The following is a 14149-nucleotide window of genomic DNA, read 5'->3' as shown; positions in this document are numbered from 1 at the left end:
AAAGAGAGTTATAAGGAATGACTTTCAACATTGGCGATAGCAAACTACCGACTTAACAAGAGTCAGCTATGTGGCAACTAACGTCAATTCCCCTGTATTCAAAAGCATCTCTTTTTGGGCTGGCGATTAACGGGGTTAAATGTTCCGGCACTCAAACAGCATCCCGCCCTGGGCTGGCGATTAAGGGGGTTAAATGTTCCGACACCCGGACAGCGTCCCTCCCTTGGCTGGCGATTAAGGGGGTTAAATGTTCCGACACCCGGACAGCGTCCCTCCCTTGGCTGGCGATTAAGGGGGTTAAATGTTCCCGCACCCAAACAGCATCCCGCCCTGGGCTGGCGATTAAGGAGGTTGAATGCTCCGGCACCCGGACAGAATTCGGCCTTGAGCTGGCGATTAAGAGGGTTCAATGTACCGCCGCTCCGACAGTATCCCGCGCTGGGCTGGCGATTAAAGGGGTTAAATGTTCCGGCACCTGGACAGTATCCGCCTTGAGCTGGCGATTAAGGGGGTTAAATATTCAGGCACCCGAACAGTATCCCGCCCTGAGCTGGCGATTAAGGGGGTTAAATATACAGGCACCCGAACAGCATCCCGCCCTGGGCTGGCGATTAAGGGGGTTAAATGTGTTCCGGCACCCGGACAGTATCCCGCCTAGAGCTGGCGATTAAGGGGTTATATGAATCAGTTCCCGGGAGGGATCTATACATGACCTACGATAAAAGCAAAACAACATTAAAGTTTGGTTGTAAGAACTGAAAAGTACAAAGTTGAAATATGAAACGCGGGTTGGACCTCTCTAACGTTAGTGGTAATGACTTATGGTGCAAACATAAATCTACATATTTATGGGAAGCTGGTTAGACGACGTCCGGTCTGAAGCGCACAGACTGAAAGAGTACCGTGTGGTTCGGCGTGAACCCAGACAATAATGTTAATTCTTCGCAGCAAAATAAGAGGGCGTTCTCACAAAAGTTGTGGAGACTTGTGCAGATTACTTCTTCTGAAATCTCGTAGGCCGTTCTAATTATCTCTATGTTACTAACATTTAATTTCCTTTACCTTTTCTAGTGTTTTCGAAATAAGGTTTCGGTGTGCTAGAACTTTGTTGGAATTTAAAGCCTGGACTCTAATACCGGGCAAAAGAGTAGAATATGCCAGGCCCCCGCAAAATTTTCGACGGCTAAGGCGCCATTCAGGAATGAACTAAATCCTTCCTGCTTACCTCGTGATCCAAAAGATGGCATTCAGAATACTAAGAAAGCACGCCGAATCTGAGCCTATAACCCTTTGGCTAAATTATGCAAAGCAATGTTACTCAACACCCGGGATAAACTTTAAGGTGTTTATATACCAATTTTGGAGATTAAGGCGCACATACCCGGCGGAGCGAATTGGTTGGATCGTCAGTAAATTGTTTTATTAGGAATAAACTTCCCCAATTTCAAGATGCGAATTTCAGGTTTTTTGGTAAATGGCACTACGCTTGTTTTACAGATAGCAACCAGTTACAACATCTCGATTAACCATATTCTAGTAATCACTTGAAGCTGAAAATGGTTGACTATACCAACCTAAATAGAAGGCATTTCATTTTAGTTCAAAACAAAACTGCAACTTAATAGTTATGGTTGGTTTAGATAACCACAAATACGAAAATTGACTAACAAAACAAAAAGAAACCAACTCACAAATATTATCTCTAACTTGTTAAACAAACCAACAAGACATGAGTTATTGTTTGTTTTTCAATGCCTTACCAAACTTTAAATCGATACATAAGAAATTATGGGTTGCTTAGCTAACCATAAAGATAGTGTTTATATCTAATATACAGTAGCGCGACAAATTTGGTTATCACTTGCAACCACAACATCCGTATCCAAGGCAGGAAATTTAGCTCAGCACAGGCCGAGCATGATTAAACATCAGCCGTATAAAAGCTACATCACCAATCAACTTAAGTAGAAGCCCCAGAGAAGCCAATCAACAGTATCTACAAATAAAATTTAGGGATATTTAGGGATATTTAGGGGAGTTAATTCGATCCAGAAATTCTGAACCTGAACAATTGTTGCGGGGGAGGGCAGTGTAACACAGTTAAAAACCTGTATTTTGAGTAAAGTACGGATACCTCATCCAGTAAAGATGAGGTATCCAGTACTACTTAAACGTTATGCAGCTGCATTGCTAGCAACTTCCTGTTCATACAGTATCTCAATTGCTTCGCCGTAAGAGCAATCAAGACGGCTTTGTATTTCCCATAGCTTTCCACGGTCGGTACTGTCAGTCGTAAAACAAAGCTCCATTTTCCTGTCTACATAGAGGCGACATATCTCCTGGAAATTCTCGAATCGGACGAGCATCTCAGAAAATGCACGCTTTATCGTTCGTATGTTTTTCATACGCTCATATTCAGCATCAGTCGTGGAGAAGTAGTTATTAGCCTTCATGGCTTCTATGCTCTCCTTTTCCTGCTTCATGATGATCTTCCACGGCGAGTTGGCCGTCAGGGCTCGACCTACCGAGGAGGTGAAGTAATCTTCAAAGGACTGGGTAATACAAATACCAGCACAGTTCGTTTTCCTGAATCGGCGCCAGGCAGCTTCAAGGAAAGATGAGAAAAACTGATTTGACTGATTACTGGAGCCTGAAGCATTATCCGGGCGAATATACTCCCATGCCTCATCAAGGATGAACAACCGGCGGCGACCGTCCTTTTTGATAAACATTGCATGCTGAGCAGCTTGAATGATCGACATGAGCACGACTGTCTGGAGGTGAGGGGTACCCTTCAACTCTTCAAGCTCAAGAACTATAAACCGACTACCGAAGTTTATTGGCGGGAGCTTTTCGGTAAATCGATTTCCGTAAATGCCTCCTTCACACCATTGCCCTAATTGCTCACCGATATCTTTAATACGCTTATCTTCATGGGCAGAACAGCGGCGTGCAAATCCTGTAATAGAGCCTGTACTTCCGACTTTACGTGATTCGTTATATTCATCACCAATCAGTTGAAGCATGACCGATTGTTGAAAGTCGTCAATATTTCCTTTTTCAGATGCCATTATTTTTAACTGATTCAGGACCATAATGGTCTGTGCAACTTTATCCTTTTCTTCATCGTTATTATTTGAGTCGTCATTGAAAACAGGCGCTTCATCAAAAACTCGGTCTGCAACAGTGACATCGGTCAAAAATGCGAACGGATTCAGAGTAAAATCAGGCTTTTTACCAAAATCTATAAACTGACTATTTGTATATTGCTCCGAAATACCCTGATACGAGCGACCAACGTCAACTACAAAAATCTGGGCTCCATCAGGGTCAAATGCATCATAAGCATTGTTTTTGAAACCTTCAAAAGTATCACGATAATGGATCAGATTATTAGAACGCGGCCCTGCACCAAGATAGTTATTAATGATGTATGCAACCCAGAACGATTTGCCTGCACCAGAAGTCGCCCCAACAACCATATTATAGCTGGCAGAAGTCTTGAAGATATCAAGCCCCAACAGCTGGCCCTCTCGTGAGACGAGGTTAAGTACAGGTCTGTCAGTATTACCTTTCCATGGGCCGAATAGAGGGGTCATATGCGCTGCACCAGTATTACTGACTACCTCAAAACGGTCCAGATCTAGTATCGTCTTGGGGTCATTACACATTGGAAGGCAAGAGACAAAAGATGGAAAGATGATGTATGAATCATCAGCCACTTTAACGCGACTTTCCAGATAAAATGATTTTAACTGGTCTGCGGCAGACTGGACATCTAATGCTGAATTCCCCATGACGGTAAATGTCAGATAACTGTGTAAAAGACGGGCCCCATCTTCCAGTTCACGTGTTACCGCCATGTAATCATTATCCATGTCCTTCAGTCTTGGACAAAACGTTAAGACGGTTGGGATACTAGCTTGTTTGTTAGTAATTGCCTTATATCTGACGTTATCTCTAGCTAATTTTAAGGGATCGGCGAAATGGACTGTTTGAGTTATCATAAATGGGCTAAATATAGTTTTACGCCCATTCATCCAATTCACTACAAGTTCATACATGCTTCCAAAATTTACATGTTCTGGGAACTTGACCACAGATAATTGTTTGAAATAACGATGTTCAGAAACATCAGTACTCTGCGTTGTAGATGAAAAATTATTTTCAGTTACTGTATATTTTCGCCCCGGAACATTTAGCTGTTCGTTAAGACGCCTCATAGTGTTGACTTCAACATGACCTTCAGCCCAACGTGATGTTTTTCCCGGATGCATTAATTTATCCATGCAATAAAGCCAGTTTTCGGCGCTAACTTTATGTGGAAAAAGGCCCAGTGTGTTCAACTTACTGATTAGGTCAGAGTACAGTGCATCGATGCGATTAATTTCAATTTCAGTAGGAAGCGCAGATTTCAACGGAATAGAAAATGACATCCAGATCTGAAAGTCACGAAGCATTAATTTATCATGATCCGGTTTTAAGGGTTCATTTAGACTTCTATCATAATAATCCAGCTGGTAGGCCGTGAGTAAGTCCCCCTTAAGCTTATCATGTCCTTCCATTCGACCACCACGAACTGCCGACCAGGCACTTAAATGCAAGGTCAGGTCCGGCAGTGCTGTTAATGAGGTCTGACAGATAGTGTCAGTAGGAAAATCCATTTTAAATAATTCAGCTAACACATCCTGCTGATTATCAAAAACACCAGGTGAGGGGTTACAAATAAACATAAACCCAAGCCGATTACCGTCTATTAGAAAATAATTCGTGCCAGGAATCTGGTCGTATACAGGAATAAACCCACCAAACTGGTGGCGACTTAATTCTTTATTATAGATGTTAGCAGATTTCATTCGCGACCTCAGAGTTGTCTGATAATACCGTTAGACGAAACTGCTTTCGTTGCTCGCTGTTGCTGTTGCATATTTTCACGAGCGGCATCCTGAACTTGCAAAGGAACTATTCGCGCCGGATTTGATGTCGAATTTTTACCCGCAATCCAAGTTTGGGGTTTGACATTCACATAGACAAAGCCAGGCAGGTTTAAAGCGTCATTATCGTCCGTGTATGGTGCAAAGGTGATTCTCATGACGCGGCCTTGCTGAAGTACAGCAAGCGGTTCTGGAGCTACCACAGCCTGTTTATACCCTTGTGTACGGTATTGCTGGATCTGGCCAGAGCTGAGCGTAGGGTTTACAGGCTGTCCATTATTAACGGAGTAAAGGTCTTTACTAGCACTGATATCGGAATTTGGCGCAACGTAGCGCGGTACAGGTGCCGGAGATACAACCTGTGTTGTTTGCTTCATGACATCAGCAGTCGGATGGATAAAAGGGTTACCGGATGCACCTGTTGAGCTGTAGCTCGTTGTCATCCTTACATTAGAATTAACTGGAACGCCGCTTATCGGCCGTGGCCCGATTGTTGATGTTGGCGCGCCCATTTTTAATGTCTCATCGTACATAACGGGGACTTGGCCAGCAGGTTTAATTTGCGTCGTCTTGTATGTCACAGGCTTATTTACCAAGACGGCAGACTTAGGGTATTGCACAGCGCCAGGCGGCGAAATTTGGGCAGGGTACTGGCTGTCATTGACAGCCGATTTCTCCTTTCCCGAATTAGCTTCTTCCTCCGCAAGGCCGGAAAGATCATCACGGTTATTCGTTAGTTCCATAACTTCACGAGGGCCTTTACAAACGACCCCTTTTTCAATTCCCGGACATTCTGATTCTGAGCTGCCGATAGTACAACCCGCTAGGTATGAAGATGAACCAACAACCAGAGCGCTGAAAATAACTTTTTTAATGTTCATTTCATTACCTTAATTAGTAGCAAATGGGTTTTTGAGTAAGGGTTCGACACTTTGTTTTAACCATGAATCAAAATCTTTCGGTATGCCATTACCGGCAAGTCCGTCTTGTCTCACAACTGAAGGTACGCCCTGTAATTTATAAATACCTGCCAGCATCAGAGATCCTACCAATGGCTCAGCCGGACATGTTTCTGCCTCTTTTTTTGTCAGGAGCCTTTGTTCTATATCGGTCTTATTTCCCATAAGCCAACGCAAGATATCAAGGTCATTCACTTTGCCTTTTTCTTTACTGCACCATAGTTGACGTAATTCTTGCTTTGGCTCACCGGGGGAGGGGATTAAAATGATGTCAACCCGGTATTTTTCTCTTTCGTCATAGAATTTTTTTATTAAATCTTGGCAACCATCACAATCAAGCGTGATAAAAATAGCGGCTTGTCTTTTTAGTTTTGGGTTTCCTAAAGGGATCAATGCCACAGTATCAAGAGGAAAGGGGGCGTCGTCTAAATTAATAAAGTAGGATTTTCGTACATCTTCTACGGATAAGACTGACTTTCTCTGAAGAATGTCCATGACGCTACCACCCGTTATTGTATAACGTCCATCAGTGGTCACAGCCATCAACTGCGAACGTTCATCCTGGAACAGATAAAGACCTCCAGTCGGGATGTAAATAACATCTTTAGGCTTATAGCTTTGCATTTTCGCCAGTACGCCCTCTAAAGGTTTCGTGGACACTCCACCTTCTTTTGCTTTTTCCATTAATGCAGCTGCATCAGTGTTGTTTAATACATTTTCAGCAGCATTTGTAAGGGGTGGACACACTGTGATCATAGAGACCAGCAGAGATAAAAGTAACTTTTTCAATTATCGTATCTCACTTTCTTTTGTTTCGCCTTGTAGAGATTGTACCTCACCAAAACTTCCACCAAGGTCGATATAAGAGACTATTTGAACATTATCTGGAATTGTTACTGCTAATGATGCATCAATAACCAAATAGCCACGAGAACGGTAAACTTTCATTAATGCTTTAAAGTAATTTTCAAAGTTTTTTTTAGACTGTACCAAATCCGGCTCAGGATTCTGCTTATTAAATTCTTTCCTTAAAGTTTGCATATCAAGTACTGCAATTTGGTAGGACGGATTCGACATTGCTTTGACGCTTTCATAAACAAAACTCGCCCCCTTGTATCCATAGATCACGAAAAGCACAGCTAGGCCAGCTAGCATCAAATACTTGAGGGTTTTCTCGATATCTATTTCCAAAGTTACTTTTTTGGTTGTACGTATACCCCCAACAGGTTTAGCCGCCTCAAGCTTCACGTTTTCAGCAGAATCACTTTTTGTTCCTGGTTCAATGTTATTTTCCATAATTAACCTCAGCGACTCGTCAGGTTTGTAGGTATTGTTGCGCCTGATTGAACGATAAACGTAATTGGGCGCCCTGGGCTAACTTCGACTATTGGCCACTGCTGCTCAGCAATTGATGTGTAGTAGTCCACAAGACGGTTTAGACCGCCCTGAGCTGCTCCGGCTCCGGCCAACGCTCCTAATGCCCCGATGTTCGGCGATTGGTATTCAGCCGTTGAGTTAGGATCGATATTTAACGAAGACACCTTAGATGGGCTCAGACTACCAGCCAGTGCTGACAGGCCTCCTGCAAAAGCAGAACCTGCGATCGCATTTCCATTTCTACTTATCAGATTTCCACGAATACCATTTTTCCCGTCATTTTCACTAACTGCGTATGCTTCCAGTTTGACGTCGAAAGCTTTTCCTTTCGAGTTCACACAAGATATTGATGTTGCCCGAATGTATGCTCGCTGTGACGCCAGATCACCCACAGCTGAACCCAACAAATTACAATCCCGCAAATCCATCGTGAAATTGTTTGGCATGATGATGTCTTTTTTAATACGCATAGTGACTGGCATGGGTTCAGCTTTAGACGACAGACTCGTTGGGGCTTCCAGACCATTAATTAGCACCCCTGTGATAATTGACGTCGCTGGGAGAAACATTTCGTCTTTACGTGCCGCATGCCGAGCTTTACTGTCTACAGGAGCGGTCCCGTCGCCGCGAATAGTTCGTGTCGGGGCTTTGTCACCGCCAGCAACGACCTCACGCCCCTCTCTTATCCGGCTTTCGGATATCGGCATAACCTGAATGACACCATCAGAACCATTTGTCTTAATTGAACTCTGCGTGATAGTCCGCATTGGGCTATTTCGGGTCGGTGTGATCGGAGCGTATCCGGAACTAGCCCCATTCACCGCAGCATTTGGATTTAGCTGGTATGGCGTTGCTGGGGCCTGCTCATTGACGTTTTTGCGTGACCCACCTGCGTCGAGATTACGATTACCGTTTCGTGAGGTCTGCATGTCAGTCAACTGCGTCGAGAGCTGCTGGACTTGTGAAGCAAGGTTGGCAATCTGTACTTTGCTTTCTTGCTGGGCCTTTTCAGCTTTATCACGATCTGCCTTTGCCGCATTCTGATCAATGCGGTTCTGCCTGACCATTTCGTTATAAGTCTTCTGGCTTTCCTCGTTACTCAGCTTAGTCATTTGTGAATCATCAATCAGGAACCCAGTTTGCATATCTTTTTTCTGGGTTTTCTTCTCTTTTTTAACCGGAGTGGAAAAAATTGATTGACTAATAACGATAATCAATACAATCAACGCAGCACCAATTACTGAGATTCTGACAGTTTTATTTTCCCAGGCATTTTTAATGTCCATTATTAACTCCACTCTTTGGTTGCTGGAAGCGCTTAACTTTCAAATTTCGTTCGTTTTCTGTCATCTGAGGCACGATATAAGGTTCACCCGCCCTGGGCCATTTATCTTTAAAATTCAATCCTGAATTATCGGATTCAACAGGGGCAAAATCCTTACCATTATTAAGCGAACCAACTTCTTTAATTTCCTTAACTCCGCGCCGACTTTCAAACTCGGTTGAGCTTCCAACGAATTTTTGCGCAAGGGTAGGGTCGCTTATAATTATCGTATGTTCTTCAAACGCATCGTCAACTGTCTCACCCGGTCGGTGGTCATCGGGAACTATATTCACTGTTCCTTTTGGAATGTACTCAGTTTGGTAGTAATAACTGGTACCCAAAAAAACGACTAGTCCAAATGAGACCCCTGTAAGAAAAGTAGCTTTTCTCATTTTATCTTTTAATCAGGCTTGGTCGTGTGGTTACACGAGTCTGGCGCTCTTTAAATAATTTATCCCGCACAATGTAAAGCTCGGTTTCCTCTCCAGGCTGAAGAAATGCTTTATCGAACAAAGCACTTGCAATTACTCCTTCAGTTATACATTGCTGATCAGCGACAACTTGTCCGTAAGGCTTGTCATTTTTAACAAGAATGACATCTATCAATTCCCTAGATCCCACAAGTCTTTGCCCTAACTTTGAATACATATTGAAATTACACGGGGACTGCTCTGAGCTCGGTATACGTGACAAGCGGTCTTCTTGTAAACTAAAACCAGAAGGAACCTCACCTAGCGCAACCGGAGTCAGTAAATCAATGATCCGCTGTTTATGGTCATCCTGACGAGGGTCAGATGGTGCCAACTCTTCTGACTGGGATCGTGCCAGCATCTCATCATAATTATGTTTATCCAAAGATGTCTCACGTTTCGCCTGCATTGTCGGGCTCAAAGAAGTTGTGACCGAAATCATTGCACCAGGAACATCCAGTGGAACCAGTGTCAGGTTATAAGTCGATTCAGGCACTGAATCTTCTGAAAGCATTATTCCAATTGGCTTATCCGTGTTTGTTGAAATAAATACATCGCCGCCGTTAACGAAAATACTGGCTTCATCACCTGGCGTTGAAGTACTTACAGATGCGTTTTTAAATGAAGTTGAAATTCTGTTTTGCAGACCCCGTGAAACTGGCAGTACAATATTCCCACCCGGTGGGACGTTTACTCGCTGCACTTCTTTGTAGCGATTACGAGCCTCTACATATAACTCATCTGCTTTTGAAGGGGCCCCGGTGCTTTGTGCATTTTGTTGAGGCTCTTTCCCTGCCGGTCTTCCGTAACTATCAAAATTTCCGGATTTAACCTGTTGCTGATAACCGACAAGCGTAGGGTTTTTTGACAATGCGCCAGTTATCTCATTGACAGCTGGGGAGGCACTACTTGCAGGTGAAAGACTTGGTAGTTCAGTGGTCGGTTTTGTTGCTTGTGACGTCTCAGGCGCGGGGCCGGTGCCAGATTCTTTAATAATCGCATTTTTCACACCATTCTGAAATTCATCTGCCCCGACAGGCATAACAACCGGGTTATTTACTGTCGCCGGTAACTGATAGTCTTCAGCAAAGACTACATTCGAAGTTGCCAGCAAGATCATTGCTGTAATCGCGTGACAGCGAAAGCCCTTTTTAGAAGTCATAATTAGTTACCTGTAGACGGCGGGGGATTATCGAGTGTTGCCAGTTGTTCTTTGCCGTTGATTGTAATTTTCTTAATATTTGGTGTACCAGAATACTGATTTACATAGGCTATGCGTGGTCGTCCGTTTTTCATACCCAGCACCCATTCAAACGTCCATTTTGATGATTCTGTTTTGTCCGGAACATTAATCAAACGCGTTGATTTCGTTCCCCAGACATAGACCATGTCATTTTTGGTGTCATAATACATATCGATCGGTTTAAATGACTGTTCAACACCACGAGCTTGCATAATATTGGTCTGCTGCTGTAATGACTCACGGGTTTTCGCCTGTAAATCCGGAGAAAGCGCATCCAATATGGTTGTTGTTACAAAGCCTATGTTTGTTGGGTTTATGTTCCCAATTAAAGTACTGAAGAATAAGGCCCATTGAGTTTTATATGACTCTGAGGCTTTATTTCCCACAACTTTAACTTCTTCCGTCATATTAGGCGGAAGCACAATAGTCACAGGATCGGTAAGAAATTGATTTTTTACCACTAAAACTGCGATGACTAATATAGCAATTGAATTCACACGTAAGAGTTTTTCGTCACGTTTAATCAATGCACTATAAGTAATTCCAATTTCAGAAGCTTCAATCTCTTTACTAAAGCGAGCTTTAGAATCCCGAAAGCGTCCTTTTGAGTCTTCGCCTCCATTTTGCGAAGTCTCGTCCTTTTTATCAAAATCGCCATTACTGGCACTTTTAATGAATGGAATTTTAAGCTTGCTGAGAAGTTTCATTCTTAGCTCCATCAAGAATAGAGGTTTCTGATAAATGGATCGGTAAAGTAACGACTACTAAACACTGATTTCCCTGGAAACAAGCCGAACCACCACAGTTTGTGTTTGAGTTTTCCTCTAACTCCTTCTTCAGCTGCTTTTTTATATGCAAACCAAAACACAACCGCAACAACTACAGAAGTTATAAAGAAATCAAAAATATTACCACTCGCGATAGTCACGAATGTTATACCCAATTGCTTTGCATCCCAGAATAGAATCAACAAAGGCATATTAATTCTGTAAGGGAAACGATAGGTATGTGGAGGTACCTCGTACTGACTTGTCATAAAAACTCCAGAGAGGGGGAATATCCCCCTCATCGTTATTGTTCTAACAAATCACAGCGGGATACCAGCATCCAGGAACGTGCTGATAATTTTTTCACCGTTTGCCATAATCAGCATCATTAATGCTGAAACCAGCGCCAAACCAAGGTTAGGTTTTACAACGCCGAAATAAGCTACGGAGAACAACATGCCGCAAGCGATGATTTTACCCGGCGCACCAGTTAATGCTTCGCTCATGTAGGCCCAGATATCGCCGAAGGCTCCGTCGTCGGAACCCGCGTACGCTAAACCGCAACTTGCTAAAAACAGGAGAATAAACAAAGGCACTTTTGCATGTTTAGACTTCAGAAATGCAAAAGCGTTAGTTTGTTCTCTTTCAACGTTAGTATTCAATGTCAGTTCCATAATTACTCCGTGTTGATTTGAGTTCACGTAAACGCATTTGCATAATACTTTTTATTTTTCTTTCATTTTTCTGTTAACCACCCTTTTTTTCCCTTAATTGCGCCTGGTGTTTTTTTAGCCTATGAATGTCACATGTGAATACCGTGTGTATATCGGATTGAAGAAGGTGAGGCAGGTTATTTTTTCTTTATAGGGAAGAAGTTCATCGTCTATCTCTTCACCATTTTTGTGATAACCATCCAGTCCGATATTTGAGAAAGCTCTGTGTAAGGATGTCATTCTAAAAAAGTCACTTTTCCCATTGATACAAGTGCTTTTCAGCCACATCCTGTGTGTCGCCCCATTCATGCAAATGCTTTTCAAACAATGCGCCTTTTCCAGCCTCATTCATGCAAATGCCTTTGTAGCAAAGACACATATCCGAAACCCATTCATGCAAATGCTTTTCGACCAAAGGAACCTTTTCCGGGCTCATTCATGCAGTTGCTTTTCGACCAAGGGCAACTTTTACTATTCCATTCATGTAAATGCTTTTTGGTGAAATTCAGCTATCGAATCCCATTAAGAGAGGTACTTTCAGTCCAAAGGCACCTTTTCAGGTCGATTCATCCAAATGCTTTCCGGTCAAAGACACCGTTACGGCGCCATTCATGCAAATGCCTGTCAACCAAAAGCACCTTTTACTATCCCATTCATGCAAATGCTTTTCGACCAATGCCCCGTTTGCTGCACCATTCATGCAAATGCTTTTCGACCAATGCCACCGTTTGCGGCCCCATTCATGCAAATGCTTTCAGCTAAAGGCACCTTTTTACTGTCCCATTCATGCAAATGCTTTTCAGCTAAAGGCATCTTCCCGCCTCATTCATGCCAGGGGTTTCCAACGTAGGCACCTTACACAAACTCATTCAAGCAAATGCTTTTATACAAAAGGCACTTTTCTGTCGCCATTGAAGCAAGTGCTTTTCACAAAGGTCACTTTTCTCCCCCCATTGAAGCAAATGCTTTTCACCACCACTATGGGATTTTTAAACGATTTGCTTTTATTTTCATGAGGTTATGTTTACTTATGGGACCTCTGTTTTGAACTGGATATTTATCAAAACGCCTCTGTTCTAATCATGTCCCAGACAATTACAGGCTTTAATTTTCTGTGCAAATCTCAGTGTGACATGAGAAGGACAGGGATTTTTCACGTATAGCCACTATGCACAAACGTTGATGGGTAGTTTTATCTAAAGGCATCTGGATGAATGACTTCTGATTAAATCATTCAAAATCAATTGCTTAGTATTCGTTATCTAACTCAGTGAAAATTAGTTAAATAAAGCATTCGATCGAATGCTCAAAATTCCCAGGGTGCTTAAGCAAAAGTAAGAAAGGAAGCAGGGAAGCAGGGAAGCAGGGAAGCAGGGAAGCAGGGAAGGGTATTCATATCAGCAGAGGCGTCCAAAAAAGCATTTGGATGAATGCCCGTACGCCTCATTACATCCAAAGTTACTTTTCTGCGAACTGAACCAGAGGATCAGCTTTGTTTTGCCAGAGCAAGCTTTGGACTTCTCTTAAAAATCTGGAACTGAATATCTCTACCTTTCTTAACCTCTTGATATTCAAGGTATCCTATTGATTTTAACTCCAGCATAGCCTTTCTGATGATCTGGTTTTGAGTACGTACTGGAGTCGTCAAAAGAAGCCGCTCACGCAAACGCTTCATGTTAACGAATAACGTTCCGGCAGGCATTGCCTCAAAATAGATGTACAGGCTCTGTGCAGCTTCTTTTTTGGCGAGAACCGACAGTACCTGTAAGCTTAATAGGGTTTTATGATCATACCGGTAAAGCTCCCACATCGAGGGATCACCCACGAGCTCTACTGTGTCCTTCTTAGGGTCAATCATAGCTTTCTGCACAAGGTGTGTGACAGTGAAGCGTTCAGTTTTAGAATCACGGAAAGAAATAACAACGGACGCGAGGTTTGCCAGCGCTTCCTGAAATCGTGAACGGGTTCGCTTGTTGATATTTGTAGAACTGATACCACACATTTTTGCAAACTCATTGAACGACAATGTTATTTTCTCGGAGGCGAATCCATATTTACTGAACGCCATAATGCACCCAAGCCAACACTTGAAGTCCGTGGACATCGAAAGCTTAAGGCCAGTGATCCGGATGTCATCGTATCCTTCTGACCGGGCCAGTTCCATGCTCGACAACTCATCAGAAGCATCAACCTCAAAATTTCTGAATCGCTTCTCTTTAGTTCCCACCGGGGTAAAAACACTTAAGCGCAGTAAAGCAATGGGTTGGACCGATTTCGAAGAGTTTGGACTCAGTTGATAAGTCCTCCCTGTATCCGTGTTGGTCACATCAAACGGATGTGCTAACTCATTGTTATCACTCAT

Annotated in this window: 12 protein-coding genes; all 12 read right to left on the bottom strand. The window is 43.0% G+C overall.

The annotated features are described in order from the left end of the window. Window positions 1–2174 precede the first annotated feature (2174 nt). Window positions 2175–4856, bottom strand: a complete 2682-nt coding sequence (gene trhC, locus ACQG11_RS23130; RefSeq protein WP_015063109.1) for an IncHI-type conjugal transfer ATPase TrhC — start codon at window positions 4854–4856, stop codon at window positions 2175–2177. An 8-nt stretch (window positions 4857–4864) separates the two neighbouring features. Then, window positions 4865–5815: a TraV family lipoprotein gene (locus ACQG11_RS23125; protein ID WP_015063108.1), complete on the bottom strand. Its 951-nt coding sequence runs from the start codon at window positions 5813–5815 to the stop codon at window positions 4865–4867. 9 nt (window positions 5816–5824) lie between these two features. Beyond that, complete coding sequence (gene htdT / locus ACQG11_RS23120) at window positions 5825–6577, bottom strand: protein-disulfide isomerase HtdT (protein WP_185757620.1); 753 nt, start codon at window positions 6575–6577, stop codon at window positions 5825–5827. Between the two features lie 105 nt (window positions 6578–6682). Continuing rightward, window positions 6683–7189 carry a transcriptional regulator gene (locus ACQG11_RS23115; protein ID WP_134390576.1) on the bottom strand — a complete coding sequence of 169 codons (507 nt, stop codon included), beginning with the start codon at window positions 7187–7189 and terminating at the stop codon, window positions 6683–6685. 8 nt (window positions 7190–7197) lie between these two features. Beyond that, window positions 7198–8556: an IncHI-type conjugal transfer protein TrhB gene (gene trhB / locus ACQG11_RS23110; protein ID WP_022652153.1), complete on the bottom strand. Its 1359-nt coding sequence runs from the start codon at window positions 8554–8556 to the stop codon at window positions 7198–7200. Further along, the gene (gene htdO, locus ACQG11_RS23105; protein WP_015063104.1) at window positions 8546–8986 is read right to left on the bottom strand and encodes a plasmid transfer protein HtdO; all 441 of its coding nucleotides are present in this window, start codon (window positions 8984–8986) and stop codon (window positions 8546–8548) included. Before htdO ends, trhB begins: the two co-directional genes overlap by 11 nt. A gap of 1 nt (window position 8987) precedes the next feature. After that, window positions 8988–10226, bottom strand: coding sequence for a TraK domain-containing protein (locus ACQG11_RS23100; protein WP_015063103.1), 1239 nt, complete (start codon window positions 10224–10226; stop codon window positions 8988–8990). Between the two features lie 2 nt (window positions 10227–10228). Next, window positions 10229–11014 carry a TraE/TraK family type IV conjugative transfer system protein gene (locus ACQG11_RS23095; RefSeq protein ID WP_022652152.1) on the bottom strand — a complete coding sequence of 262 codons (786 nt, stop codon included), beginning with the start codon at window positions 11012–11014 and terminating at the stop codon, window positions 10229–10231. A gap of 11 nt (window positions 11015–11025) precedes the next feature. Continuing rightward, window positions 11026–11343, bottom strand: coding sequence for a type IV conjugative transfer system protein TraL (locus tag ACQG11_RS23090; RefSeq protein ID WP_022652151.1), 318 nt, complete (start codon window positions 11341–11343; stop codon window positions 11026–11028). Window positions 11344–11394: 51 nt separating this feature from the next. Further along, the gene (locus ACQG11_RS23085; protein ID WP_015063100.1) at window positions 11395–11748 is read right to left on the bottom strand and encodes a hypothetical protein; all 354 of its coding nucleotides are present in this window, start codon (window positions 11746–11748) and stop codon (window positions 11395–11397) included. A gap of 289 nt (window positions 11749–12037) precedes the next feature. After that, window positions 12038–12223, bottom strand: a complete 186-nt coding sequence (locus ACQG11_RS23080; RefSeq protein ID WP_032610388.1) for a hypothetical protein — start codon at window positions 12221–12223, stop codon at window positions 12038–12040. 1050 nt (window positions 12224–13273) lie between these two features. Then, window positions 13274–14149: RepB family plasmid replication initiator protein (locus tag ACQG11_RS23075; protein WP_015063098.1), on the bottom strand; the 876-nt coding region annotated here is incomplete at its 5' end.

This window comes from Enterobacter cloacae complex sp. 372C4 (assembly GCF_050030615.1).
Classification (GTDB): domain Bacteria; phylum Pseudomonadota; class Gammaproteobacteria; order Enterobacterales; family Enterobacteriaceae; genus Enterobacter; species Enterobacter intestinihominis.
The sequence above is the reverse complement of the archived record's forward strand: the minus strand, read 5'-3'. Positions and strand labels throughout refer to the sequence as shown.

Coding starts and splice junctions, on each gene's coding strand:
- trhC (WP_015063109.1), bottom strand. CDS start 4,856: ATGAAATCTGCTAACATCTATAATAAAGAATTAAGTCGCCACCAGTTT.
- ACQG11_RS23125 (WP_015063108.1), bottom strand. CDS start 5,815: ATGAACATTAAAAAAGTTATTTTCAGCGCTCTGGTTGTTGGTTCATCT.
- htdT (WP_185757620.1), bottom strand. CDS start 6,577: ATGGAAAAAGCAAAAGAAGGTGGAGTGTCCACGAAACCTTTAGAGGGC.
- ACQG11_RS23115 (WP_134390576.1), bottom strand. CDS start 7,189: ATGGAAAATAACATTGAACCAGGAACAAAAAGTGATTCTGCTGAAAAC.
- trhB (WP_022652153.1), bottom strand. CDS start 8,556: ATGGACATTAAAAATGCCTGGGAAAATAAAACTGTCAGAATCTCAGTA.
- htdO (WP_015063104.1), bottom strand. CDS start 8,986: ATGAGAAAAGCTACTTTTCTTACAGGGGTCTCATTTGGACTAGTCGTT.
- ACQG11_RS23100 (WP_015063103.1), bottom strand. CDS start 10,226: ATGACTTCTAAAAAGGGCTTTCGCTGTCACGCGATTACAGCAATGATC.
- ACQG11_RS23095 (WP_022652152.1), bottom strand. CDS start 11,014: ATGAAACTTCTCAGCAAGCTTAAAATTCCATTCATTAAAAGTGCCAGT.
- ACQG11_RS23090 (WP_022652151.1), bottom strand. CDS start 11,343: ATGACAAGTCAGTACGAGGTACCTCCACATACCTATCGTTTCCCTTAC.
- ACQG11_RS23085 (WP_015063100.1), bottom strand. CDS start 11,748: ATGGAACTGACATTGAATACTAACGTTGAAAGAGAACAAACTAACGCT.
- ACQG11_RS23080 (WP_032610388.1), bottom strand. CDS start 12,223: ATGAGCCCGGAAAAGGTTCCTTTGGTCGAAAAGCATTTGCATGAATGG.